At 37.6% G+C, this 24,320-nt stretch carries 24 protein-coding genes; 17 read left to right on the top strand and 7 right to left on the bottom strand.

Annotated features, from left to right (window positions below; translation table 11 throughout):
• Nucleotides 1–186: 186 nt before the first annotated feature.
• The gene (locus QNI29_RS11095; RefSeq protein WP_231416547.1) at nt 187–1,146 is read left to right on the top strand and encodes a TIGR03571 family LLM class oxidoreductase; all 960 of its coding nucleotides are present in this window, start codon (nt 187–189) and stop codon (nt 1,144–1,146) included.
• Between the two features lie 68 nt (nt 1,147–1,214).
• On the opposite strand, the gene yfkAB is transcribed toward QNI29_RS11095, so the two are convergent.
• Nucleotides 1,215–2,339: a radical SAM/CxCxxxxC motif protein YfkAB gene (gene yfkAB / locus QNI29_RS11090; protein ID WP_231416546.1), complete on the bottom strand. Its 1,125-nt coding sequence runs from the start codon at nt 2,337–2,339 to the stop codon at nt 1,215–1,217.
• 238 nt (nt 2,340–2,577) lie between these two features.
• On the opposite strand from yfkAB, the gene QNI29_RS11085 reads away from it, so the two are divergent.
• Nucleotides 2,578–3,327: an SDR family oxidoreductase gene (locus tag QNI29_RS11085; RefSeq protein WP_231416545.1), complete on the top strand. Its 750-nt coding sequence runs from the start codon at nt 2,578–2,580 to the stop codon at nt 3,325–3,327.
• 36 nt (nt 3,328–3,363) lie between these two features.
• Here the strand turns inward: QNI29_RS11085 and QNI29_RS11080 are convergent, their stop codons facing one another.
• Nucleotides 3,364–3,636, bottom strand: a complete 273-nt coding sequence (locus tag QNI29_RS11080) for an acylphosphatase (protein WP_231416544.1) — start codon at nt 3,634–3,636, stop codon at nt 3,364–3,366.
• 68 nt (nt 3,637–3,704) lie between these two features.
• A complete protein-coding gene (locus QNI29_RS11075) occupies nt 3,705–3,950 on the bottom strand; it encodes a transcriptional regulator SplA domain-containing protein (protein ID WP_231416543.1) in 246 nt (81 codons plus the stop codon).
• A 213-nt stretch (nt 3,951–4,163) separates the two neighbouring features.
• Here QNI29_RS11075 and QNI29_RS11070 point away from each other — a divergent pair, with 213 nt between their 5' ends.
• Together QNI29_RS11070 and QNI29_RS11065 are read left to right on the top strand one after the other, a co-directional pair.
• Nucleotides 4,164–5,003 (top strand): alpha/beta hydrolase, encoded by an 840-nt coding sequence (locus QNI29_RS11070; RefSeq protein WP_231416542.1) that lies wholly within the window; start codon nt 4,164–4,166, stop codon nt 5,001–5,003.
• A gap of 428 nt (nt 5,004–5,431) precedes the next feature.
• Nucleotides 5,432–6,487, top strand: coding sequence for a class I SAM-dependent methyltransferase (locus QNI29_RS11065; RefSeq protein ID WP_231416541.1), 1,056 nt, complete (start codon nt 5,432–5,434; stop codon nt 6,485–6,487).
• 212 nt (nt 6,488–6,699) lie between these two features.
• Here QNI29_RS11065 and QNI29_RS11060 read toward each other — a convergent pair whose 3' ends face one another.
• Nucleotides 6,700–7,104, bottom strand: coding sequence for a hypothetical protein (locus QNI29_RS11060; RefSeq protein ID WP_231416540.1), 405 nt, complete (start codon nt 7,102–7,104; stop codon nt 6,700–6,702).
• Nucleotides 7,105–7,249: 145 nt separating this feature from the next.
• On the opposite strand from QNI29_RS11060, the gene QNI29_RS11055 reads away from it, so the two are divergent.
• On the top strand, nt 7,250–8,161 hold the full coding sequence (locus tag QNI29_RS11055) for an ABC transporter ATP-binding protein (RefSeq protein WP_231416539.1): 912 nt from the start codon (nt 7,250–7,252) through the stop codon (nt 8,159–8,161).
• Complete coding sequence (locus tag QNI29_RS11050; protein ID WP_231416538.1) at nt 8,158–8,964, top strand: DUF2705 family protein; 807 nt, start codon at nt 8,158–8,160, stop codon at nt 8,962–8,964. Before QNI29_RS11055 ends, QNI29_RS11050 begins: the two co-directional genes overlap by 4 nt.
• Nucleotides 8,965–9,037: 73 nt before the next feature.
• Here QNI29_RS11050 and QNI29_RS11045 read toward each other — a convergent pair whose 3' ends face one another.
• Nucleotides 9,038–10,135 carry a tyrosine-type recombinase/integrase gene (locus QNI29_RS11045; RefSeq protein WP_231416537.1) on the bottom strand — a complete coding sequence of 366 codons (1,098 nt, stop codon included), beginning with the start codon at nt 10,133–10,135 and terminating at the stop codon, nt 9,038–9,040.
• Nucleotides 10,136–10,310: 175 nt separating this feature from the next.
• On the opposite strand from QNI29_RS11045, the gene QNI29_RS11040 reads away from it, so the two are divergent.
• From QNI29_RS11040 to QNI29_RS11030, 3 genes are all read left to right on the top strand, one after another.
• Nucleotides 10,311–11,249 carry a helix-turn-helix domain-containing protein gene (locus tag QNI29_RS11040; protein WP_231416536.1) on the top strand — a complete coding sequence of 313 codons (939 nt, stop codon included), beginning with the start codon at nt 10,311–10,313 and terminating at the stop codon, nt 11,247–11,249.
• 65 nt (nt 11,250–11,314) lie between these two features.
• The gene (locus QNI29_RS11035) at nt 11,315–11,950 is read left to right on the top strand and encodes a nucleoside deaminase (protein WP_231416535.1); all 636 of its coding nucleotides are present in this window, start codon (nt 11,315–11,317) and stop codon (nt 11,948–11,950) included.
• 141 nt (nt 11,951–12,091) lie between these two features.
• A complete protein-coding gene (locus tag QNI29_RS11030) occupies nt 12,092–15,760 on the top strand; it encodes a dynamin family protein (protein ID WP_231416534.1) in 3,669 nt (1,222 codons plus the stop codon).
• A gap of 61 nt (nt 15,761–15,821) precedes the next feature.
• Here QNI29_RS11030 and QNI29_RS11025 read toward each other — a convergent pair whose 3' ends face one another.
• Complete coding sequence (locus QNI29_RS11025; RefSeq protein ID WP_231416533.1) at nt 15,822–16,583, bottom strand: SurA N-terminal domain-containing protein; 762 nt, start codon at nt 16,581–16,583, stop codon at nt 15,822–15,824.
• 182 nt (nt 16,584–16,765) lie between these two features.
• Here QNI29_RS11025 and QNI29_RS11020 point away from each other — a divergent pair, with 182 nt between their 5' ends.
• The 5 genes from QNI29_RS11020 to QNI29_RS11000 all read left to right on the top strand — a co-directional run bounded on the left by QNI29_RS11020 (nt 16,766) and on the right by QNI29_RS11000 (nt 21,278).
• Nucleotides 16,766–17,542, top strand: a complete 777-nt coding sequence (locus QNI29_RS11020) for a DUF4397 domain-containing protein (protein ID WP_231416532.1) — start codon at nt 16,766–16,768, stop codon at nt 17,540–17,542.
• Between the two features lie 163 nt (nt 17,543–17,705).
• Nucleotides 17,706–19,499 (top strand): M3 family oligoendopeptidase, encoded by a 1,794-nt coding sequence (locus QNI29_RS11015; RefSeq protein ID WP_231416531.1) that lies wholly within the window; start codon nt 17,706–17,708, stop codon nt 19,497–19,499.
• A 318-nt stretch (nt 19,500–19,817) separates the two neighbouring features.
• The gene (locus tag QNI29_RS11010) at nt 19,818–20,018 is read left to right on the top strand and encodes a cold-shock protein (RefSeq protein WP_036779154.1); all 201 of its coding nucleotides are present in this window, start codon (nt 19,818–19,820) and stop codon (nt 20,016–20,018) included.
• 144 nt (nt 20,019–20,162) lie between these two features.
• On the top strand, nt 20,163–20,366 hold the full coding sequence (locus QNI29_RS11005; RefSeq protein ID WP_036779151.1) for a cold-inducible protein YdjO-related protein: 204 nt from the start codon (nt 20,163–20,165) through the stop codon (nt 20,364–20,366).
• 123 nt (nt 20,367–20,489) lie between these two features.
• The gene (locus tag QNI29_RS11000) at nt 20,490–21,278 is read left to right on the top strand and encodes a carbon-nitrogen family hydrolase (RefSeq protein WP_231416530.1); all 789 of its coding nucleotides are present in this window, start codon (nt 20,490–20,492) and stop codon (nt 21,276–21,278) included.
• A 46-nt stretch (nt 21,279–21,324) separates the two neighbouring features.
• On the opposite strand, the gene QNI29_RS10995 is transcribed toward QNI29_RS11000, so the two are convergent.
• Nucleotides 21,325–22,416 (bottom strand): FAD-dependent oxidoreductase, encoded by a 1,092-nt coding sequence (locus tag QNI29_RS10995; protein WP_231416529.1) that lies wholly within the window; start codon nt 22,414–22,416, stop codon nt 21,325–21,327.
• A gap of 169 nt (nt 22,417–22,585) precedes the next feature.
• On the opposite strand from QNI29_RS10995, the gene QNI29_RS10990 reads away from it, so the two are divergent.
• The 3 genes from QNI29_RS10990 to QNI29_RS10980 all read left to right on the top strand — a co-directional run bounded on the left by QNI29_RS10990 (nt 22,586) and on the right by QNI29_RS10980 (nt 24,277).
• Nucleotides 22,586–22,810, top strand: coding sequence for a sulfurtransferase TusA family protein (locus QNI29_RS10990; RefSeq protein ID WP_370635429.1), 225 nt, complete (start codon nt 22,586–22,588; stop codon nt 22,808–22,810).
• Between the two features lie 73 nt (nt 22,811–22,883).
• Nucleotides 22,884–23,363 (top strand): DsrE/DsrF/DrsH-like family protein, encoded by a 480-nt coding sequence (locus QNI29_RS10985; protein ID WP_231416527.1) that lies wholly within the window; start codon nt 22,884–22,886, stop codon nt 23,361–23,363.
• A 131-nt stretch (nt 23,364–23,494) separates the two neighbouring features.
• A complete protein-coding gene (locus QNI29_RS10980; protein WP_231416526.1) occupies nt 23,495–24,277 on the top strand; it encodes a sulfite exporter TauE/SafE family protein in 783 nt (260 codons plus the stop codon).
• Nucleotides 24,278–24,320 lie beyond the last annotated feature (43 nt).

Below are 24,320 nucleotides of genomic sequence, written 5' to 3'. Positions count from 1 at the left end.
GTTCTGCCAAGAATGGTGCATTATGTATGATCTTAAGCTAATTTTTTGTCATAAATTTATTCTTCTTTCATACTTCTAGTTAGCCTACACCTTACTATTCGGTTCAAGCGAGGGTTTTATCTGCCTATGCTTACGCTTAAGTATGCTATTAAACGTGAACAGAGCTACCAGAAAGGACGTTAAAGAATGAATTGGAAAGACCATTATGGCTATAGTCGTATGATTAAAGAAAATCACTTAACAATCGGATTAAATATGCCACTTGAAAATCACGGCAAAGCAATGCCGACGCTTGAAAATCAAGTCGAACGGGTACAACTAGCTGAACAACTCGGATTTACTTCCATATGGTTTCAAGATGTGTTGCTAGAGGATCCTACCTTCCATGACCCCGCAACTGGACAAATTTTGGATAGTTTTATTTATTTAACTTATTTAAGTGCTCATACCCAGTTGATCAACTTCGGGACAGCGGCATCAGTTTTAGCTTTACGTCACCCTGCAAGATTTGCAAAAGATGTGGCCAGTATTGAGAATCTATTACCTGAACGCTTTATGCTCGGCCTTTCATCTGGAGATCGAAGACGAGATTTCGAAGCAATGAATATTCCTATTATGGAAAGAGGGAAGCTGTTCAGAGAGGCTTATGATTATGTTCAACATTTATTATATAAGGACTACGTAAACTTCGACTCTAATTTTGGGAAAATAGAGAACGCAACGCTTGTTCCAAAACCTACTAGGTCCATTCCGATGTTTATAACTGGATACGCTCAGCAGAGTATGGAGTGGGTGGCTGAGCATGGTGATGGATGGATGTTCTACCCTCAATCTATTGAGAAGCAAGAGGCTCTTATAAACCAATACAGGGAACAAGTTGAAAACTTTCATCAAAAAACATTCAAGCCCTTTTTCCAACCAATTGTTTTTGACCTTGCTGAAGATAAAGATCAAGAGCCAGAGAAAATTACCTTAGGTTATCGTATGGGTTCTAAGGCGCTAATTAGGTGGTTAAAGCAACACGAACAAATCGGAGTTAATCACGTTTTGCTATCATTAGCCAATAGTACAAGACCGGCAGAAGAAGTCATTCAAGAGATAGGAGAAGAGGTAATCCCGCACTTCCCACCCCATCATCACTATTAAGGGAAGGTTAGATACTTAACCTTTAAACATAAGACCGCTAAAGAGTTTTTCTCCTTAGCGGTCTTGGTTCATGATCGACTGATTTTAGATTCTCTTTGATTAAAATCAACATCTTTGTAATAAGTATTCTTTACAAGTACATTAGGACCTAAACAAGCTGCAGCTGGGCAGTGGCAATTTAAAGCTTGGGCTAATGAACTTTCATTCCATTTATTATAGGCATCCGGGAGAGAGGTTGTTTGAATATTTCCAAGTGGCGGTTCGTCAGCAAAGTCTGTAACGATTATCTCTCCGCTGAAAATATTAACATTTAATCGAGATCGACCATCTGGGTCATTCCGTACGGTAACATTTTTCTCATTGAACAAACGTTGCTGTAGGGCAAGATCTTCTGAGGAAGTACTACATGGGTAAAATGGCAACGTCCCAAACAGCATCCACATGTCTTCGTTACGATGATCGAGTAATCTCGTAATTCCATCCCGCATCTCTTCTAAATTGAGAGTTTCTAGTCCGCTTGCGAAGTCAACAGGATACATTGGGTGTACTTCGTGTCGCTGGCACCCCATCTCGATGACATGGTCATGTATTTGTTCTAGGTAAGGATAAGTTCGTTTATTTAGCATTGTTTCTGCTGAAACCATTACCCCTTGAGCGGACAATCTCTGTGAATTTTCAACCATTCGTTCAAAATATTCTTTTCGTAATTTCTCAGAAGGTTTTCTTTCCATTCTTGCAAAGCCTGTTGTTATAAACTCCTCAACCGTTCCCCAGTTATGTGAGATATGTAATACATCTAGATAAGGTATAATCGGTTGATATCGTTCGTAAGGAAGCGTTAGATTTGAATTTATTTGAGTACGAGCCCCTCGCTCATGTGCATACTTCAATAGAGGCACTACATACTGTTCCACAGATTTCTTTGACAAAACAGGTTCCCCTCCGGTGATACTAAGTGCGCGCAAATGAGGAATCTCATCCAAACGCTTTTTTAATAGTTCAAACGGTAGGGCATCTGGATCTTTATTTTGTAGCGTGTATCCTACTGCGCAATGATCACACCGCATATTACAAAGATGAGTTGTTGTAAATTCAACATTTGAGAGAATCATCTCTCCATGCTCTGTTACATCCATATAAGCTTCCCAAGGATCATTTTGGGGCGTAATGGGGTGAAGCTTCATGTCTTCCATATATGAAACTCCCTTTCTATATAAAATTAAACACACTAGCTACCATTCTACCACTTATGATCGAGAAAAAGAACCATTGCCAAATTAAGAGTCATCAACAATCGTGTTCTATATTTAAACACTGCTATATATACAATCAATAGATTTATCCAATGTGCTCATAGATCCATCAGATTGAATATTTTTTGTGCGAGAGGGAATGGTGACTAAGTAACCAACAATAGAGGAGGGCTTTTACATGACAGAATTAAAAGGAAAAACAGCGGTAATTACAGGTGCAAGTAGTGGTATAGGTGAATCCATAGCTCAACATTTCGCGAGTGAAGGTGTCAATGTTGTGTTAGCAGCTCGCCGTGAAGACCGTTTACACAATCTGGCGGATTCCTTAAAGAGTAATCATGATATTCAGGTTAAAGTTGTACAAACTGACGTAACCAAGCAAGAAGATATGGAACGATTAGTAAAAGAAACAAAAGATGAATTTAAGACAGTGGACTACTTTGTAAATAATGCAGGTGTAATGCTCCTTTCTTTCTTAAAGAATGATAAAGTAGATGAGTGGGAAAAAATGATTGATGTGAATGTTAAAGGGGTTTTATTTGGCATCCATGCCTCTTTACCTACAATGCTTGAACAAGAAAGTGGCCATATTATTAACGTATCATCAGTTGCAGGCCATGAAGTGTTCCCATCTAGTACGGTATACAGCGCTACTAAATACGCTGTAAAAGCTTTATCTCAAGGCATGGAGAAAGAGCTTTCAAAAACGGGTGTTCGAGTAACCAATATTTCTCCAGGTGCCGTTTCTACTGAACTTCCTGAGCACATTACCGATGAAGAAGTATTAGAGATGTTCAAGGATAGAGGGGACCGTATTACGTTAGAAGCTGATGATATTGCCCGTTCTGTTGTTTATGCGGCATCACAGCCTAACTATGTGAATGTAAACGAAGTAATCGTTCGACCAATGCAGAAGAAAAGTAAATAAAAAGAAAATGCTGCCCTCTTGTGGGCAGCATTTTTATTACCGAATTTCAAACGTCGAATACGTTTCAGTTGGAGCGAGTTCTTCTATTGTAAAATCGGATATCTTTGCGTATGGGCTAGGTCCATGCTTAATGGCTTCAGTAAATGATTGTATCTTTTCTTCATCACCCTGGGCATCTATTTCAACCGTACCATTCGATTTATTCTTCACCCAACCATACACGTCACATTCATGAGCTTTCTGTTGAGCTGAATACCTAAATCCAACTCCTTGTACCCGACCTTCTATAATCATATGAACCCTCTTCATCTAAATCACCTCATATCTGTAAGCTAATAGAACCATTTCCTTTTATGAGGTGGTTTAAACTAAGATCATCAGCTTTGTTCTCCGTAAATTTCATCATAAGCGGCTTGGGCAGCCTCTTCGCTAGTGAAAAGGGCATCATTTTCTTCAATTAGATGATAAGTTTCATGTAAAAATAGGGCGTTTTGTTCAGGGTTATGAGGATGAGGTACGATCTCAGCTTGCTTAATATTCATCACTGTAGGTGTGTGTGGATTCCTGTAGAGTACAAACACTTCATCTCCAGATTTTATCTCTTTAGGGTCAATCATATCCATAACTATCCCACCTTTCATGTAGTTATATATAGTTTATATAGAAGAGGGAAATCTACTCATACAATTTAGAAGCTAAATTTTTCTAATGTTATTAGTTAACATAATGTGATTATGGTTTACTAATTTCCGGAAGAGTTTACAGAGTTGTATTTAGGGTAATTTTTTAACGTTACATCCAGTTTTACTATGTTACATAGTGAGAGGGGTTACCTTATGAATGAGGAAAATCTATATACCTTTAAAGCTCGGGACCAAACCTATCTTCAGTACTATTTTTATGGGGAGAATAGTAAAGAGAAACCTACAATTGTTTTTATACATGGAATCACTGCAGAATTGCATCACATTCAACAATTTGCCTTAAAAATTAAAACTGAAGTAAATGTAATTATTCCACTATTACGAGGCTATGATCCGACACTAAAAAGGGGAGATCTATATTACATTGGTCAATACGACGATGACTTAGAGGATTTGGAAATATATCTTAGAGAGGGAGGGATCCACAATCTATATTGGGTCGGTCACTCAATGGGGTGTGGCAATTTATATAGGTATTTAGAAAAAGGATGTAGCAAAGGTACGGGGATTATTTTCTTATCACCATTTTTTCATCCTTCATTACCGGTTTATAGATTCAATCAACAGTCAGATCAAGAAGAAGATCAGTTGTTTGAAGTAAAGTTTTACAAATCGATTATCCTTTACACACTTCATCGCTTTAAAATAGGCTTGTTAAATAGAGCAAAGATTGCTACCATCCCTGACGATTTTCACCAAGATCGAAAGCTTACTCTAAGTTTTCGACTATTATTTTCTCGTTTTCCAGTGGAAAATAATCTTAAATCATTACACAATTCCAAGCTACCACTGTTTATGATGATTGGAGAAGAAGATGAGATAACAGATTCTTCAAAAATGTGTGATTTATGGAGAGATATAACAAATCACCCCTTTACTGTCGAGCAAGGAGAAGATCATAATTCTATAATTTCAAGTGACAATACCATTATAAAAGTTAAAAATTGGATAAAAGATATTCAAGAAAGTTGAATTACGTTATCATAAAAATATTATGTTAACTTAATTGCTACCTATTGAAACTTAGTAGTAACTCCGATATTAAAAACAATATGATCACACCATTCGCTATGCAGCTAAACTCAATATAAATAAGAGCTCTAACACAGGAAGGAAAGCTAAAAGAATTAAATTTAAAACGTGGGGAAGCTATTTTGATAACTTTGCCACGTTTTTGACGTTATCAAATACTTGGAGAATTATCAAAAAGCTAATTGTGTATATGAAGAAATTTCTGACAATAATAGGTGCCAATGATCTAAGTATGATTAATCATGGTAACTTTATCATACTTAGTAGTAACTCCGAATAATAAAAAAACAAATCGTTCAACAAACAATTGGAAGCGCTTTCAAAATCGGTTATAATGAGACAAATTCAGTTTATGGAGAGGGGACAAAATGATGGAGAATACATTAGACCTACCAAAAGACAAGAAGCCTTATTCTGAAAATGATTTGGGAAGAACAGATATACTTCCTAGTTATAGAGTAGATCTTAGAAACTATAATGAAAAAGAGTATAACAAGTTTGTTAAAATGAATCGAATTAACAATTGGGCAATGGTGAGCTGGAAGGAAGTAGGAAGACCATTTGAAGTAAAAAAGTATTCCAGTGATCGGCTATTGTATGAAAAAGAAAAAGGGAAGGAAATAAGACCATTCACATCATGGAAGTACTTTAACAAAGCGTTTCATGAATGGTTTATTAAGGATGTTCCCACAGAGATGAAAGAGCAGAAGCAAGCATTCATAGCAAGTCTAAAAACCTTTAACCCTAATCAAATTAGAAAGACCATAGGAGAACTAGCTAAAATACAATTATGGAATTATGCTCACCGAATACAAGATGGAGTGTGGGATCCGAGAGGAAAAAGAGCTCTATTTGAAGGTTTAGACATTTCTAAGCCGCGGATTTTATTTCTCGGGGCAGCTGAAGGCTATGAGGCCATGCAGCTTGCAGCAATGTATCCTGGTGCTGAGATTACTATGGTTGATTACGATGAATATTGCAAGAGTACTCGTTTTGAAGAATTCCCGAAAACGTATCCTTTTTTAGGGGAAAATCAATCAACAGGCCATCAGAAAGTTTATTATAAAGATGATTTCACAATCGATTATGTAGTCGATGATATCAGGAATCTGCCATATGGAAAGGAATTTGATATCGTTTTATCTGTAGGCTTATTAGAACATTTTCCTGATGCCTACAAGCCTGAAGTCATGGAATGGCATCGGAAATTTTTAAAACCTAATGGGTATGCAATTATGACGACACCAAGGAAGCAGTTACGTTCTAAGCTTTACTATAACGTTATGGCAGATGTGATGAATCATACGTACCGTGAACTAATGACAATAGAACAAATGGGATTGTACGTATATGAAAATGGCTTTGATATAAAACAACACGGATATATAAAAGTTCACAATGGAATTGTTGCCAAACCGAGATAAAAAAAATCCACCCTTTAGGGTGGATTTTTAAGTTTCTATAAAGCGTATGAGGTACGAGCAAACTTGAGCGCAATGAACCAACTAATACTTAGTAGCAACTCCGAACAATAAAAAATATAAAAACCAAACAAACATGATAACAAAAATTCAAAGATAAAGGTGAATATATTAATATCTACTAAATTTTCAAACATTTTTATCTGGATAGTTATTTATTCATTTATAGGATAATCCATTAAGTCAATTTCTTCTCCTACACGCATAGCCATTGCTTGATTACGTTCTCGAGCGACGGGTTTGGCTCGTGATTTCTCGGAAACTTGAATGGATCCTTTATTTAGAAGCTGTTTAATTTCTATAAAAAATGTTGGAGCACCATCATCTTTTAGTGATCCACTTAATACGCGTAAGTTATTGTTAGAGGCTCTTGTAACTTCTGAATCCTGCCATACTATAGCACCGTCATACATATCATCATTGTAAAGGTCTGCAAAATTCATCGCTTCAATAATTGCTTCTACGGAAGTATGGTAAGCATTCGGGCTGCCAATGTATGTTTTAAGTTGTCCATCATATACAAGGGGACGATAAACAATCGATGTATGATTCGAGGTCATTTCTTCCATCCTTTAACTTGTTGTTAGTGTTAGTATGTTCCTTTACTCAAAACCTATACATTCTACACAAGATTAAATTGACAGACTAAGAGGGGAAGCTTACGATTGTGATAAGTAACAGGGTGCATAAGATTGGGGGATTAGTATGATTTTTGTTGAAAACGTTACAAAAACGTTCTCTAATGGTAAAGGAATCTTTGATGTTTCATTTACAGTAGAGGAAGGAGATATATTTGGTTTTCTCGGTCCTAATGGTGCTGGTAAATCTACAACAATACGACAACTGATGGGATTTATGAAGCCTGATAATGGAAAACTCTTCATTTCTAAATACGACTGTTGGAAAGATACTTCTACCATACAGAAATTTGTTGGTTACCTTCCTGGTGAAATTGCCCTTATTGAGAAGATGAAAGGGAATGATTTTCTTAATATGCTAGAAGAGATGAAGGGATTCAGAGGTACCTCAAGAAAGGATGCACTGATCGATCGTTTTCAATTTGATCCATCCGTTCAGATTCGCAAAATGTCGAAAGGGATGAAGCAGAAGGTGGGGATCGTGGCCGCATTTATGCACGATCCTTCTCTTTATATATTAGATGAACCAACATCGGGGCTTGACCCATTTATGCAAAAGGAGTTCCTGGATTTGTTGGGTGAAGAACAAGGTAGAGGAAAAACCATTTTAATGAGCTCGCACTATTTCCCTGAAGTAGAGCGTACATGCAATCGAGCATCCATCATTAAAGAAGGGAAAATCGTTCGGACAGATTCTATGAGAGACCTGCGTTCTTTGCAGACAAAGAAAATTGAAGTTGCGTTTAAAGATGAACAAGAAGCATGCGCTTATGCAGATCACTACCCTGATCAAGTAGAAAGCAGGTCCGGCAATCGAATCGTAATTCCGATAAAGGGAACGTATGAAGCTTTCATAGCTTCCCTTCAAGGGCGTTCCGTCACCAATATGGAGGTAGAAACTCAAACCCTCGAAGAAGTTTTTATGGATATTTATGATCAAAACCATACACCTTCCGACTTGAAGGGGGATGAACAATGAGTCTATATTTAAGAATGTTGCGACTCCATTTAATGAGTATTACAGCCTTTTCTTTTATATCAGCCCTTTATATGCTCTTAATTATTTGGATCTTCCCCACATTTGCAGATAAAATGGATGTTATGAATGAATTAATATCAAGTATGCCTGCTGGTTTCATACAGGCCTTTGGTTTAGAAGCTGGAATGGGAAGTCTTGGAGAGTTTTTATCGAGCAAATACTATGAGATGATTTATATTATCATCTTATCGATTTATAGTATTACAATTACAAATCAATTAATCGCTCAGTTTATAGACCGTGGCTCTATGGCTTATTTACTGGCTACACCTTTTTCAAGAACGAAAGTAGCTCTTATTCAGTTTTCGGTATTCCTTACTGGTTTACTTGTTATAATGATCGTTACAACAGTTACCGGTTTATGGGGGCAAAATAGTTTAATTTTGAGCACCAATCAAATGGATGTTCAAGCATTCATAGAAGTCAATCTACTGGGTACCTTGTTGTTTTTTGCTATTGGAAGCATTAATTTTCTTTTGTCCTGTTCTTTCAATGACGAAAAAAGGGCTTTGGGGTTAGCATCCTTTGTAATCTTTCTTATGTATGGGTTTGATATCGTTGCAAAATTAACGGAGAAATTAAGTTGGTTAGAGTACGCTTCCATTTTCTCGTTCTTCCAGGCAAGTGACATATTAAGAAGTGGGTCAGCTTCTGTCTATTCTTATATAGGTTTAATCATTATTGGATTGATCACTCTTAGTGCTTCAATTTGGATCTTTAAGAAAAGGGACCTTCCTTTATAGGATTACAACCTTTATCACCTTTCGTTAAAAAAGCGCCTAGCTTATGCTGGGCGCTTTTTGTTTATAGAAAAAATTATTTCATAAAATGACCGCCTATCTTAACAGCGGCATGATCCTTGAATTTCCGCTTGCGACGTAGGTAATTGTCTGTTGTAGAAGAAGATTCATGATCAAGTAAATCTTGAATGGCTTTTAAATCAGCACCTTTGGATAAATAATAAGCAGCTGTATAATGCCTGCACGTATGTGGAGTGATTTTGAATTTAATTGGATTTGATGTTTTGGCATAACGTTCTTGGCGATCTAAGCGTTGTTGTATAAATGGAAATACATGTCGTAGCCTTTCGATCTGTTTTGTAAATTCATTACTTAAGTATTTGAAGTTATAGTGTTCACCGTTTGGTTTAGGGAATAAAGGGGTTTCATCACCATCCAACGTCCCGGAAAAACCTCGCCTCATTCTGAACTCACTAATTACCTCTAGGACCTCATCAAATAGAGGAACCTCCCGCAACTTGCTTCGTTTCCCAATAACAGAAACAAAATGAAGTCCAACATCAGGCTGATAGAAAATTTCCGACCACTTAGCTTCTGTAAATTCTTGAATACGGAGTCCAGTCGAAACCAATGTATACAACATTGTATACATGTAAAAATCGTTCTTTTGGAAGTATTTCAGAAGCTCTTCAACTTCTTCCTCATAAAAGTCTCTATTTACAAGTTGTTCTTTCTTTACGGATATTCGTTTCATACTTTTTGTAAGATCATTGTTTACGATATCCCGATTATGTAAATAAGATAAGAATTGACTTACAACTGTACTTTTGCGACGTAGCGTGGTTGGGCGATAAGAGAGGCTTTCTAAGTGCAGTTGAAAACGTCCTAAATCTTCATGGTGAATAGTTTGAATCGTATGGCCTTGCTCTCGTATGTACTCAATAAACTGACGAATATCACGGAAGTACTCCTTAAGCGTAGAGGTTTTACGACGAGAACCGAGTGTAGGATCATCATGTAGAAATAAATAAAGAAGTAATTCATCCGGAACGTCTTGCCAGGGAATATCCCTAAATCCGATTTGAATAATTTTATGGTACAAATCAGGAGAACTCCAATCGATGTGTTGAGATGTAATCTGTTGCATGGAATGTATGGTTATTTGATTATTCATAATATTCTCCCTCTATAATAGAATTACAAAACCAAAAGTTTCTATCTAAACCATAACATATGATATTGTAATAAACCTAGAAAAATTGCTTATTATTCTATATTCAATAACAAAAACATAAATTATAATGGATTAGATTAGTATTTTATATTTTTGTTAGAGAGGGAGCGATTAGATGTATCTATCAATTGAGCAAGTAGCCAAAAAATTACATAAATCAGAGAGGCAAGTTCGATACATGATTCAGCAAGAGCGAATCATGCCTGTGAATCCAGATACTTACAAAAGAGATGGTGGTTATCGATTTAAGGAAGAAGAGATCTACGCTATTCAACGAATGGATGAAGCGAATGGCTTGAGTGTTAAGGATGCAGCGAAACGCGCGGGCATTACACCTCAGTACTTAATGCAGTTTGTGAAAAAAGGGGACGTACAAAGTTTTATTAAAGTGATCGGGAAACAAAAGAGACGGTTCTTTAAATTGGAAGAAATTGAACGATTTAAAGACCGCTTACAGGAACGAACTGTGTCGAATCGAGAAGGGGATTATGGGGCTAAGGTGCAACTAATTTCGCGAGAAGTCCGTATTTTTGATAAAATCCGTGTGAACGGCGTCATGGCGCGGGTTATAAGCACATCGCCTCTTAAAGTTTTGATGAATAATGGGAAAGAGATCCATATAAGGGAATCCATACAAGGTGAGGGGGATTGGCCAGATAGAAATTATATAAAATACAAAGGGTTTGCAGAATTATCCATACCCATTCCGCGTAACATGGATCACCCGGTTTATGACTTGTTATACAAAATGATTCACCAACTTGGGAAAAGGAACATACAGATCTATGAAACAAATCTTGGAGATTATTATGTTCGCTGTCGATTAGGAGAATTGAACATTACAGAAGAAGAGTATCACCTCTTGCTTCGTTATAAAGAGAAAGGAGAAATTGATTATAACCGCCTAACAGGTCAGGCTCTGCTGCTGTCAGGTATTTCTACGGTTACAATTGATCTTCCAACTAATATTGTAAAACGATATCAACAGGAGTCTGAAGACATTGGCCTGAAAATGGAAGAGGTCATGATAAAAGCCCTGCGCCGATATTTGTGAATGGGGGCAGGATATTAGACCTATTTAGTCAAAATACTTACTAGATAATAAAAAGGGGGGAGTTTATGTTTTGGAATGAACTATCCAAGGAATGGAAGCTTTGCTTTGAACTAGCCTGGGACTCCTATAAAGAAGGATCCAAGCCAATTGCTGCTTTAATTACAAACGAGAAAGGAGAAATCATTTCAACAGGAAAGTGTGCTGTCCATTCACAGCTAGCAGGTGAATGTATTAGTTGTAATGAAATTGCTCATGCAGAAATAAATGCACTCTTACAAATCGATAACCGAGTACATACATATCGGGCTCCTTACACTCTTTATTCCACACTTGAACCTTGCCCGCTCTGCATGAGTGCGTTGTATATGTCAGGTATAAAGAACTTAAAATATGCGGCTAAAGATACCTATGGGGGAAGTGAGAATCTTTTAGGCGCCACCCCTTATCTTAGTCGTAAGCAAATAAGAGTAGAAGGCCCTGTAGCAAGTATTGAAGAAGTATCTATCATCTTAAATGCGGTTTTTGACATCGAACATAACCCTGACAAATTATTTTTTGTGGAAGATATGAAATACCAATATCCTGAAGCCATAACCATTGCGGAAGAGCTTGCTAAAACGGGGGCTTTACGACTGAACAAACATTTACCTTTTGAACTAGCATTTGATTTAATTTTGCGAACTTTTTTAGTGATTGATTAGCTCGTTTTTTCAATTGTTTTAGTATTGGAGCCGGGTGCATCCTTGATGATGTGGTGTATACCTGGCTTTTTTGCGTGAACAGAAATGGAAGAGATGTTAAAATCATGTTAAGACTGTCAAAAGAGGACCGCTTTAAGTACAATGAAGAAAGATCAGCTTAGTAAAGGAGTTACCGGAATCATGACAACAGAACAGTACCAAGATTCGTTACACCCATTAGCTAGTCTATATAAACAATTTATGATGTATGAAGCGCACGTAACTGCAAAGAAAGCGCTTGATTTATTAGAAAAGCAGCAAAACCAAGAACTTGTTATTGGATTTGCTGGTCATTTCTCGGCAGGTAAATCAACGATGATTAATACACTTCTTGGTGAGGAACTTTTGCCCTCAAGTCCAATTCCGACCAGCGCCAACCTTGTTAAAGTGAAAAAGGGGGAGGGGTATGCGCGTGTTTACTTTAATGAAGAAGATCCGGTTGAATACCTTGAACCATATGATATAGAACGGATTCAACAGTTTTGCAAAGACGGCGATTCAATTAAAGAACTAGAATTGGCGAAAAAAGACTCTCATTTACCTGAAAATGTTAGCATACTGGATACTCCTGGGATCGATTCATCCAATGATGCTGACCGGATCATGACCGAATCAGCTCTTCATATTGTTGACGCACTGTTTTATGTGATGGACTATAATCACGTTCAATCTGAGGTGAATTTAGCTTTTTTATCTGAAATGCAAGAAAGAGGGAAGCCCCTTTATATTGTAGTGAATCAAATTGATAAACACGACGAAGCTGAACTAAATTTTTCATCATTCAAAGATAGTGTTTATGAGTCTCTACGTAATTGGGGTATTGAAGCTGAGGCTGTATATTTCACAACTCTCATCAGTCCTGAACATTCTAATAATCAATTTGAAATGGTAAGAGCCACATTGGAAAATTTAATGGAAGAGAAAGGTTCTTTCATACAACAAACTATAACTCATTCCATGGATACACTAATTAAAGAGTACATTCAACTGCAAAATGAAAATACAAGAGAAGAGCGAGAGTCCCTTACTAACTTAATCAATACGTACAATAGTGATAAAAATCAAACCTCTTTGACGGAGGAAATCACTGAAGCAGAAGCTCTTCCAGATAAGGCAGAGGACTCTTTGCGAGAGAGGATTGATCAGTCCTTACGTAATGCAACCCTAATGCCTTATGAGGTAAGGGAAAAAGCTCGTTCCTTTATTGAATCTCAACAATCAGGTTTTAAAGTGGGGGTTTTCTTCACAAAAGCAAAAACTGAGGAAGCCCAGAAACTAAGGTTGGAACAATTTCATGTCGATCTGTCTGAACAGGCTAAGGCAAAGCTAGAGTGGCCTGTAAGAAAAGCGCTCGTGGAAACAGCAAAATCGTATAATATAACGGACGAGGCCATATTGCAACGTTTTGAGAATTTCTCCTTCTCTTTTTCGTCTCAGGTGCTTCAAGATGCTATACAAAAAGGAGCAGGATCCGGAGGGGATTATGTTCTCCAATACTCAGAAGATGTATCTAGAGAAATAAAGCGACTCGCAAAAAGCGAGGCACTCAAGTTGTGGGAGGATGCTTCAGGATATTTAGATAAGGAAAAAGAGTATCAACTTGAAGAGCTTAAAGCAGAACAGGCCTCTAAAGAACAATTTACGTACTATAAAGAGAAGCTAAATTCCATTGAAGAAGATATTCACAACAAGAATAAAAACCTCAAGGAAATCCAAACTGGCAACCGGGACCTAGAGGGTGCGCTCGATGATGCGACTGCAGCTTTATTTAAACAAGAGCAGCAGGTACGCAAAAATGTAAAGCTCCCTGCAAAAGAAGTTGCAAATAAGGAGAAGGTTCAATCAATCGAAGAGAACTTAAGCGCTCAGCAAGAAATGGACTATACAGTAGAGGAAACCATGAAACGACTAAACGAAACATCGGAAGCATTACAGCCATTACCCGGATTCGAAACATTGCAGCAAGATTTAGTGGAGAGAAAACAGCGACTTCAGTCCAGACATTATACTGTGGCTTTATTTGGGGCATTTTCAGCTGGGAAATCTTCGTTTGCCAATGCTTTATTAGGGGAAGGTGTATTACCCGTTTCTCCTAATCCTACAACAGCAACCATAAATAAGATCCTCCCGGTATCAGAACACTTTCCGCATGGAAGCGTTCGTGTCAAAGTAAAAGAAAACTCAGATTTGAAAGAGGACTTATCTTACGCAACGGATCAGTATAGCGATCAATTCCAAACAATTGAACAATTGGTGGATTGGATAGAAGAAGACCATAGTCGAATCTCTTTCATTACACCCGATCAAAAAAGATGGTCTTTCCTCCATGCTGTAGTGAATGGGTACACATACATGAAGAATCACTTTGGAGGAACTCTGGAAGTTGGGATCGATGAATTTAAAGAATTTGTCGCAAATGAAGAAAGGTCTTGCTTCATAGAATGGATGGAATTGTATTATGATTGCAATATCACAAGAGAAGGGATTACATTGGTGGACACACCAGGAGCTGACTCTGTGAACGCGCGTCATACGGAAACTTCTTTCGAGTATATTAAGGAAGCGGATGCCATACTGTTTGTAACCTATTATAATCATGCCTTTTCTGGTGCAGACCGCGACTTTCTTCTTCAGCTAGGTCGAGTGAAGGATGCTTTTAGTATGGATAAGATGTTCTTTATTGTAAATGCTGCTGATCTTGCGAAAACGAAAGATGAACTTAATCTCGTAACGGATTATGTGAAGGAACAATTACTTCAGTACGGAATTCGTATGCCGCGTTTATTCCCGGTTTCTAGTAAAATGGCGCTTGAAGAGCAATCAGGAGAAACAAAAATGGAAACCGTAACCGGGGAATCAGGGATTCATGATTTTGAGGTATCCTTCCAAGAATTCATCAATCAAGAACTCGTGACACTGCTTATTAATGCTGCTTTTTCTGACATGGAACGTGCAAAGAATACGATTGAGCAATATATTCGTACCGCTTCATTAGACCAAAGAGAAAAAGAAGAGAAGAAAAACCAATACCAAAGAGAAAAGGATGATCTTTTAACTCAAATTAATCATTCTGAGAAAGTCCGTTACCGAAAAAGTATTGAAAACAAGATTACGAAACAAACCTATTATGTTCAAGAGCGCCTATCCTTAGCCTTCTCTGATTTATTCAAACAATCATTTAACCCTGCAGTTATAAAAGGCAGTGGCAAAGAAGCAAAAGCAGCTTTAGAGAAAAGCTTTAATCAATTAAAAGAAACTATGGAACATGAACTTCTTCAGGAGTTAAGGGCTGTAACGATTCGGCTAGAAACTTTTACAAACAGCATAGCGAAAGAATGGAAAGAAGATCTTGAAGAGAAATGTAATCGAGATATTGCATCTATTTCATTTCCTTATTTAGATGATGGGAAGATTGATACCCCGTCGATCCAGAAACATCTTACAATCACGGTTAAAGATAAAGAAGTCGAACGTGCTCTTGGTATGTTTAAGAACACGAAAACGTTCTTCGAACAAAATGAAAAAGAACAAATGAAAGACGTTCTGTATGGAAATATAAAACCGAAAATAGATACCGCTATCACCGCAAATACTGAGTCTATGATTCGTTATTATCTTTCAGAATGGGATAGAGCCACAGAAGCTTACCAGGAGAAAGTGAAGAGAAGCATTGAAGAATACTACGAAGGATTAATGAACTCACTTAAAGACGACGTCAATCTTGATGTATTAAAGAATACAAAGGAACAGATTGAACAATCTATTCTTTAGTAAGGTAGCATACCAAAGATTGCACCAAAAAAAGGCAGCCATTGTAGGCTGCCTTTTTTTATTATACTTTCTTTTCGATTTCAGCATCTTTTTTCAGTTTATCAACAAGCTTTTTCTCTTGTTCACGTTGTTTTTGTTTTTTAATAGAATTTTTAATTTGATCTTTTACTTCTTTTAGCTCCGGAACTTCTTGTTCGCTTCCTTCGCTACTTTCAGCTATTTTATCGTATTGTTTTTGGATTTCTTCGTCTGTTACTTTTACTTCTTCAGTGTTTTCAGTAACAAATTTGTCAATCATCATTTGCGTGCGAAGTTGGTCTTTAACTTCTTCTTTAGAAATTTCTTCTTGTTCTAAAAGCTTGTTAAACTGCTCTTCTCCACCATTTTGCTTGATAAGGTTATCAAGGTCTTTTTGAACTTCTTCATCAGACACACTTACATCTGAAGCTTCAGCCTCTTGTTTCACGATTTCTAAATTAATAAGCTGAGTTAAAATAGAATCTTTCATTTGATTTAACTGCTCATCTTTAAGTTCCATCCCTTGTTGTTTCGCCATTTGCTTCTGTTGCTCAATAGAATCATTTAGGCGAGACATTGGAATTTCTTTCCCGTTAACAACGGCAGCAACGTCACCTTCAGCTTTTTTGTCATTGTTTTCAGAACTTTTTTCTTCTTTCTTTTCGTTATCTTGAGTTTCTTCTGTCGTTTCAGTATCTTTAGAGTCATTATCATTAGAGCCTTCGTCGCTACTAGAGCACCCTACGATTCCTACGGAAAGGACAAGGCCAGATAGCAATGTGGCCAGTTTTTTCTTGAATGTCAAAAGAACATCTCCCTTGCTGAAAATTCAATTCTGTTAGACTGTATCATACCACAAAGTCTCTTGTAAAATACATCCTCTTATAATGAGGCTTGTTCACTGTTTAAATGTCAATTTAAAGTCATGTTTGGGAACTATTTCACATAGGCATTAGTGAAGGTGGATATACAAGGGGGAAACTAAATATGAATCCATACCAATATAGTCAGTATGAACAAAGCCTTATTCAAAATGCATCCATGTATGAATTGCTTTCAAATTACTACAAATATATAGATCCTAATAAACATATGATGTACTACATGAAACATTATGAATGTATGCGCCAATTAACAGGAATGCACCGTACTGCTGAAGAGCAAAGAAGCCAACAATCACAATCAAATCAACAAACGATGTCTTATATAAGGGTACTACATGCTTCACCCAATGCGCCAAATGTAGACGTATATGTAAATGGACAAAAACTTTTGCAAAACGTAGCTTTCAAACAGGTCAGTCAATACGTTCCTGTCATGGCAGGAGATTACCGTATTAAAATTACCCCAACCGGTAAAACTGAAGCGGTACTGACGAAAGATATAAGGGTAGAGCCAGGGCAAGCTTATACAGTTGCCGCTGCTGGAAATGTGGAAGAACTAACGCTAGTCCCATACGTTGATGACACGACATCCGTTCAGGGTCAAGCAAAAGCACGCTTTATACATTTGTCTCCAGATGCCCCGCGAGTTGATATAGCGGTTAAAGGAGGGGATGTTCTGTTTCCGAATGTTGGCTTTAAAGAAGCCACCAACTACGTAACTTTACCTCCAACTCAAGTTGATCTGGAAGTAAGACCTGCTGGCACTAAACAAGTGGTTTTAACAATCCCCGGGGTCTCATTAGAAGGGAATAATGTTTATAACGCAGTAGCTGTAGGATATGCAAATGGAGAGCCTTCCTTAGAAGCCATATTTATATAAAAGAGAAAAACCCTTTTTATAAGGGTTTTTCTCTTTTTTAGGCTTTTCTTATAAAAGAAAGGGGTCTTTAATAGGAAATATTCCATTAAAGAGATTAAATTGTAGAAAGTTGTTTGAAAATTTAATATACTTAGAGTTGCGAAATAATAAAGGAGGAAAAGAAATGACCAAAACGTCTTATGACTTAACTTGGGATTTAGATATAATTTTTGAAGGCGGGAGTGATTCAGAGGCCTTCAAACAATACTTACATACTCTGAATGAAAACCTTAATGAATTATCATCAAAGGTAGACAACTTTAGAAGCCCTAAGACGGCTCAAGAAGTTGAGCCATTAGTGGATGTTATTAAACACCTAGAAACCGTAACGAAACAAATGAGAGAAAGTGGCGCTTTTATTAGTTGTTTGTCTGCACAAAATGTTGATGATAAAAAAGCCGGCCTCCTAAGAGCTCAAGTTAGCCAATTGGGGGCTCGATTCTCAACTTCCATGACACAAATGGACCAAAAGCTAGCAGAAGTCCAGGAAGATGTTTGGGAAGAGTTATTAACCTCATCTCAGCTAAATAGTCTCGAATATGTTTTGAATGAAAAGAGAAAGAGAGCTAACGAAAATTTACCTCTTGAACAAGAAGCTATTATTAACGACTTAAGTATTGATGGATATCATGCTTGGGGACAAATGTACAACACCATCGTAGGGAAAATGAGTGTTGAGGTAGAAGAAAACGGTGAAACTCACAACTTGTCTGTGGGCCAGGCTTCCAATAAATTAAGTGCAGCCGACCGTAATGTCCGACAAACGGTGTTTCATAAACTACAAAATGCTTGGACAGACCAACAAGACCTATTTGGAGAAACTATTAATCACTTATCTGGTTTTCGACTGCAGACATATAAACACAGGGGCTGGGACCATGTGCTGAAAGAACCACTAGACATTAACCGCATGAGTGAAAAAACACTAGATACAATGTGGTCTTCTATCACGAAATATAAAGGAACATTCGTGAAGTACCTTGAACGAAAGGCTCATTTACTCGGCCTAGAGAAACTAAACTGGTATGATGTAGGTGCTCCGATAACGAATGATGAAAAGACGGTCACGTATGATGAAGGGGCAAAATTTATCGTCGATCAATTTAACCAATTTGGTCCAAAAATGGCTTCTTTTGCAGAGATGGCCTTCGAAAAGCGATGGATCGAAGCTGAAGATCGGAGCGGTAAGCGTCCAGGTGGATTTTGTACTAGCTTCCCTGACAGTAAACAAACCCGTATTTTTATGACATATTCAGGGACAGCATCAAACGTAGCTACGTTAGCGCACGAACTTGGTCATGCATTCCATCAGCATGTTATGGATGATGTACACCCTTTAAATCAACGATATGCTATGAACGTAGCTGAAACAGCTTCCACCTTTGCTGAGATGATTGTCGCGGATGCTGCTGTTAAAAATGCAGAAACGGATCAAGAGCGACTTTCTCTTTTAGAAGATAAAGTGAATCGAAGCGTTGCTTTCTTTATGAACATTCATGCCCGCTTCTTATTTGAAACCAGATTTTATGATGAACGGAAAGAGGGACTTGTATCAGTTGAAAGACTGAACACATTAATGGAAGAAGCTCAAAAAGAAGCCTTCTGCGACGCTCTTGGAGAGTATGATCCTCACATGTGGGCCTCAAAACTTCATTTTCACATTACAGGTGTTCCGTTTTACAACTTCCCTTACACATTTGGATACCTATTTAGCCTTGGGATTTATGCGAAGGCTTTAGAAGAAGGGAGCGATTTTGAAGAGAAATATATTGATTTATTGAAAGATACAGGGAGTATGAGGGTGGAAGATCTTGCGAAGAAGCACCTTAATGTTGATCTTGAACAGCCCGAATTCTGGGAAAATGCGATTAAATTATGTGTAGCTGATGTAGAGGAATTCCTACGTCTAAGTGAATAGCAAGTTTTGCGGGAATGATGCTGGTACAAGCCTCATTCCCGCTATAAAAGAAATAAAATGAAATGGTTCCACTTATTCGCTTGACTTATGGTGAGGAAGGGAGTATCATGAAATTAATGAAGAAGACAACAGAATATAACTCGAATGCATAAAGACATCATTAGAACCATAAGATAAGTAATGAGTTACGATTTGAAAGATACTCCGATTCACATATTAGAAAGAGTATTAATTCACATTAGTACTTTTTCTAATATGTGATTTTTTATTACTTAATAAAAGTAACATATTAGAAATTAGTAATGGAGGTTTTCTCTAATGAAAACAGGTACAGTAAAATGGTTTAACGCAGAAAAAGGTTTTGGCTTCATCGAAGTACAAGGTGAAGACGATGTATTCGTACACTTCAGTGCGATCAACGAAGAAGGCTTCAAGTCTCTTGAAGAAGGCCAAAGCGTTGAATTTGAAGTAACAGAAGGTAACCGTGGACCACAAGCGGCTAACGTAACTAAATTATAAGAATTAAAAAGCTACCTCCAAAGGTAGCTTTTTATATATACTTTCTCTAAGTTTCAGTTCTCTAAAAGATGAAGGTATGGGAAAAGCAAGTGAACCATCATTTGTTTTTCTAATATAAGTCTTTTCCAAGGAGGCGTTTAGTAGATGGCATTTGGTAAAAAGAAACAAGAAGAGATCAAGAAGCAGGACCTGAAAATTTGGGAATGCTCCTCTGAAGATTGCAATGCATGGATGAGGGATAACTTTAAGTCTGAAGAAACCCCTACGTGTCCAATTTGCAAGAGCAAAATGGTGACATCTGTAAAAGAACTACAAGTCGTAGAGAATAACAGCGCTAAATGGAATTGATGATCCATAGAGGACCTCACAAATCGTGAGGTCTTTTTTTGTGCATGAGATAAAATGAATTTTCTTGCAATTGAAGGGGTAGATACGCTATCGTGTGTACAAATGGTATCGGGAGGTCTTTATGTGAATTTACACGTCGCTATACTTCAAATTGATATTACATACGGTGACCCTGTTAAAAATCAGAATTACATCGAATGGAAGATGGGTCAAACAGAAGCACTTCAAGATATAGATGTTGTGGTTATGCCTGAGCTTTGGAATACAGGGTATGACCTCACAAGATTAGATGAAATTGCGGACCCGCTTGGTGAAAATAGCCAACAATTTCTCTCTCAATTAGCCAAAAGGTACAGCGTAAATATTGTGGGTGGATCTGTAGCGAAGATAGAAAAAGGGAAAGCCACAAATACCATGTATGTGTTTAATAAAAATGGAGAATTACAATTAGAATATAGCAAAGCTCATTTGTTCCAACTTATGGATGAACATAAATATTTAAGTGCCGGGAGCGATAAGAGTCATTTTGATATTGAAGGTTATCCTAGCTCAGGATTTATTTGTTATGATATTCGCTTCCCGGAATGGATGAGGACCCACACGATAAATGGGAGTGAAATTTTATTTGTTGTAGCTCAATGGCCAACTCCACGTATTGATCATTGGAGAAGTCTCCTAATTAGCCGTGCAATTGAAAATCAATGTTATGTTGTTGCATGTAACCGCGTAGGTAGCGACCCTAAGAATTCTTTTGGTGGTCATTCAATCATAGTGAACCCGTGGGGGGAAGTCATAACTGAAGCAGGGGACCAGGAAATGATTCTTGAAGCTGAACTTGATATGAGTATTGTAGAAGGGATACGTACCCAGATCCCTATATTTCAAGACCGACGTACTGACTTATATGAATAATGATGAATTCTTCTAAAAGAAGCGAGTCCTAGAGGGACTCGCTTCTTTACGTTTGATATTGTTTCATAAACTTTCGATCGATGCGGTTTTTTAACTTCCATGCCAATTTGCCTTTATAGGACCATTTTCCGTAAAGAAGGAATCCTTCTTTTTCGCCGACTGACATAATTGCAAGCCATTTTTTCTGCGGGATATAATGACTTCCATCTCCAGTAGATAAAAAACCTTTAATGTTTTCCCATAGAATTGGAGCTTGACGAATGGCAAAAACGCCGTTTTTAGGAAGTTCCGGATGCTCAGATAGGCTAATGCAGTCTCCGGCTCCAAATATTGAAGGGTGTTTTTTTACTTGGAGAGTGGATTCTACTTGTAAATAACCTTTATTATCAGTGGGAAGTTTGGATTGTTCAAATACGCCGGGGGCTTTTGGGCCGGCTAGCCAAAGGGCATCCGTGTATTCGAGAGCATCTCCCTGGTCCATATATATATGATTCTTAGTCATTTTCGTAACATGACTGTCTTTAAGAATCGTAATTCCTTTCCTCGCGACTATTTGCTCCACTTTCCGTGAAATATCTTTTGTTTCACCAGAAAGCAATCGATTCGAGCCGCTTATGATTGTTACATCTTTCCCCTTATTATGTTTTTCTCTCCACGATTGCAATGATAATGCTAGTTCAACCCCTGCAATACCACCACCCACTATTGAGAGGTGCTCTGCATGCCTTACCTCATCAACCATTTGAGGGAAGTGATAGTTTGGTTTAATACGTCTAGCGTATTCTTTAACTCCTTCTAAATCTGTGCTTGCCGTAAGGGACCCAATGTCAAAGGACGCCACATCATACGATAGAACACTCCCTTGATCTGTGAGTAATATTTTTTGTTTCGCATCTATAGAGACAACAAACTCTTCTTTAAATTCTACAGAAGCTTGTTCACACAACCCTGGGAGGTACACGCTGATATCTTCTTCTGAATATAACCCCTCAGCGTATCCTGAGAACATACCTGAATAGTATTGATAGGGAGCGGGGGATAGGAGAGTCACCTCGACATCTTCCAGGGATTCTTTACGAAGTTGATTTATTATATGTAAATGGGCATGTCCAGCTCCTATTAAGAATAATTGCTTCATAGTTCTATTTTCATTCCTCCTCTTCTTATGTTCACACTATATCAGATATTAATTAAGGGAACCAATACGAGGACCCTAAAAAAATATACCCCTAGGGGTTGACGTTTTGTATCATTCGTATTAATATACCCATATAGGTATTAAACAAAAACCACTTGGAGGTATGAATATGAGTACAACAGTATTAGATGTAAAAGGTATGGCATGCCCAATGCCAATTATTAAAACAAAAAAATCCATCCAGGAACTTAACTCTGGAGATGTTTTAGAAGTACAAACAACAGACCAAGGTGCTGTTGCAGATTTATCTGCTTGGGCAAAATCTGGCGGACACGAAGTAGTAGACCACAAAGAAGAAGACGGAGTTATTACATTCTGGATTCGTAAGGGATAATAAAAGACAGAGGGGAGTTTTTTCACTCCCTTCTATACCCCTACTTGTATTAGTATGAAGGAGGAGTTAATCAATGTCTACAACCAAAAAGACAAACATCATTTTATTTAGTGGTGATTACGATAAAGCTATGGCGGCCTATATTATTGCAAATGGAGCAGCTGCTTACGACCATGAAGTTACAATCTTCCATACGTTCTGGGGATTAAATGCTCTTCGTAAAGATGAACAGGTTGAGGTTCAAAAAGGATTCCTAGAGAAAATGTTTGGCAAAATGATGCCTCGTGGAGCAGACAAAATGGGGCTTTCTAATATGAACATGGCTGGAATCGGACCTAAAATGATTAAGAAAGTAATGAAGAAGCACAATACCACTTCTTTACCAGCTCTAATTGAAATGGCTCAAATGCAAGAGATTAACCTTGTAGCATGTCAAATGACTATGGATCTTCTTGGATTCCAAAGAGAAGAACTTTTAGATGATATTACCTATGCAGGTGTGGCAGCTTATTTAGCAGATGCAGAAGAAGGAAACGTGAACTTATTTATCTAATTATAATTTTTCTCGTCCGATTAAAAGATCAGCTCCCAATCTTTTTTAGAAGGAATGTATAAGATCGGGGACTGATCTTTTTATTGGGTGTTAATTATTCAGCAAGAAGAAGCATGGGAGGCTGAAAAGATATGGATTTTTCTTTTATAATCACAATATTTCTCATTGGTTTCGCGGGGTCATTTGTATCTGGAATGGTTGGAATAGGTGGCTCAATCATTAAATATCCAATGTTATTATATATACCACCTTTATTAGGGTTCACAGCTTTTACAGCTCATGAAGTCTCCGGTATCAGTGCCGTTCAAGTCTTTTTTGCTACAATCGGCGGTGTTTGGGCATATCGTAAAGGTGGTTACTTAAATAAATCTCTTATTGCCTACATGGGAGTAAGCATTCTTATTGGTAGTTTTATAGGTGGATATGGATCTAGGCTAATGTCAGATACTGGTGTTAATTTAGTGTATGGACTGCTGGCTACAATAGCCGCTATCATGATGTTTATCCCTAAAAAAGGGATCGACGATGAGAATATGAATGAAGTTACATTTCCTAAAGCATTAGCGTCTATTCTTGCCTTTGTAACAGGAATTGGCGCAGGGATTGTTGGTGCAGCCGGTGCATTTATTTTAGTACCAATCATGCTGGTAGTTCTGAAGATTCCTACACGAATGACCATTGCTAGCTCTCTGGCTATTACATTTATTTCATCAATTGGTGCAACAGTTGGTAAGATTACTACAGGGCAAGTTGAGTACGGACCGGCAGCTATCATGATTGTCGCAAGTCTTCTCGCTTCACCTCTTGGTGCAAATGCTGCTAAAAAAATAAACACAAAAGTACTTCAAACGATCTTAGCCGTTTTAATTTTAGGAAGTGCGGTTAAAATCTGGTTAGAATTCTTTGGAGTGTAAATAATGGAGGAGACAATGTTCATTTAGAGCTTGTCTCCTTTTT

It is taken from the genome of Pontibacillus chungwhensis (assembly GCF_030166655.1).
Taxonomy (GTDB): domain Bacteria; phylum Bacillota; class Bacilli; order Bacillales; family BH030062; genus Pontibacillus.
This window is presented reverse-complemented; position numbering and strand designations above follow the sequence as displayed.

What these genes read in the sequence shown, in the direction of transcription:
- QNI29_RS11010 (WP_036779154.1), top strand. Translation starts at nt 19,818, where the DNA reads ATGAAAACAGGTACAGTAAAATGGTTTAACGCAGAAAAAGGTTTTGGC.
- QNI29_RS11015 (WP_231416531.1), top strand. Translation starts at nt 17,706, where the DNA reads ATGACCAAAACGTCTTATGACTTAACTTGGGATTTAGATATAATTTTT.
- QNI29_RS11095 (WP_231416547.1), top strand. Translation starts at nt 187, where the DNA reads ATGAATTGGAAAGACCATTATGGCTATAGTCGTATGATTAAAGAAAAT.
- QNI29_RS11075 (WP_231416543.1), bottom strand. Translation starts at nt 3,950, where the DNA reads ATGGATATGATTGACCCTAAAGAGATAAAATCTGGAGATGAAGTGTTT.
- QNI29_RS10990 (WP_370635429.1), top strand. Translation starts at nt 22,586, where the DNA reads ATGAGTACAACAGTATTAGATGTAAAAGGTATGGCATGCCCAATGCCA.
- QNI29_RS11020 (WP_231416532.1), top strand. Translation starts at nt 16,766, where the DNA reads ATGAATCCATACCAATATAGTCAGTATGAACAAAGCCTTATTCAAAAT.
- QNI29_RS11055 (WP_231416539.1), top strand. Translation starts at nt 7,250, where the DNA reads ATGATTTTTGTTGAAAACGTTACAAAAACGTTCTCTAATGGTAAAGGA.
- QNI29_RS11065 (WP_231416541.1), top strand. Translation starts at nt 5,432, where the DNA reads ATGATGGAGAATACATTAGACCTACCAAAAGACAAGAAGCCTTATTCT.
- QNI29_RS11085 (WP_231416545.1), top strand. Translation starts at nt 2,578, where the DNA reads ATGACAGAATTAAAAGGAAAAACAGCGGTAATTACAGGTGCAAGTAGT.
- QNI29_RS11040 (WP_231416536.1), top strand. Translation starts at nt 10,311, where the DNA reads ATGTATCTATCAATTGAGCAAGTAGCCAAAAAATTACATAAATCAGAG.
- QNI29_RS11005 (WP_036779151.1), top strand. Translation starts at nt 20,163, where the DNA reads ATGGCATTTGGTAAAAAGAAACAAGAAGAGATCAAGAAGCAGGACCTG.
- QNI29_RS10985 (WP_231416527.1), top strand. Translation starts at nt 22,884, where the DNA reads ATGTCTACAACCAAAAAGACAAACATCATTTTATTTAGTGGTGATTAC.
- QNI29_RS10995 (WP_231416529.1), bottom strand. Translation starts at nt 22,416, where the DNA reads ATGAAGCAATTATTCTTAATAGGAGCTGGACATGCCCATTTACATATA.
- QNI29_RS11030 (WP_231416534.1), top strand. Translation starts at nt 12,092, where the DNA reads ATGAAGAAAGATCAGCTTAGTAAAGGAGTTACCGGAATCATGACAACA.
- QNI29_RS11035 (WP_231416535.1), top strand. Translation starts at nt 11,315, where the DNA reads ATGTTTTGGAATGAACTATCCAAGGAATGGAAGCTTTGCTTTGAACTA.
- QNI29_RS11060 (WP_231416540.1), bottom strand. Translation starts at nt 7,104, where the DNA reads ATGACCTCGAATCATACATCGATTGTTTATCGTCCCCTTGTATATGAT.
- QNI29_RS11070 (WP_231416542.1), top strand. Translation starts at nt 4,164, where the DNA reads ATGAATGAGGAAAATCTATATACCTTTAAAGCTCGGGACCAAACCTAT.
- QNI29_RS10980 (WP_231416526.1), top strand. Translation starts at nt 23,495, where the DNA reads ATGGATTTTTCTTTTATAATCACAATATTTCTCATTGGTTTCGCGGGG.
- yfkAB (WP_231416546.1), bottom strand. Translation starts at nt 2,339, where the DNA reads ATGGAAGACATGAAGCTTCACCCCATTACGCCCCAAAATGATCCTTGG.
- QNI29_RS11045 (WP_231416537.1), bottom strand. Translation starts at nt 10,135, where the DNA reads ATGAATAATCAAATAACCATACATTCCATGCAACAGATTACATCTCAA.
- QNI29_RS11080 (WP_231416544.1), bottom strand. Translation starts at nt 3,636, where the DNA reads ATGAAGAGGGTTCATATGATTATAGAAGGTCGGGTACAAGGAGTTGGA.
- QNI29_RS11050 (WP_231416538.1), top strand. Translation starts at nt 8,158, where the DNA reads ATGAGTCTATATTTAAGAATGTTGCGACTCCATTTAATGAGTATTACA.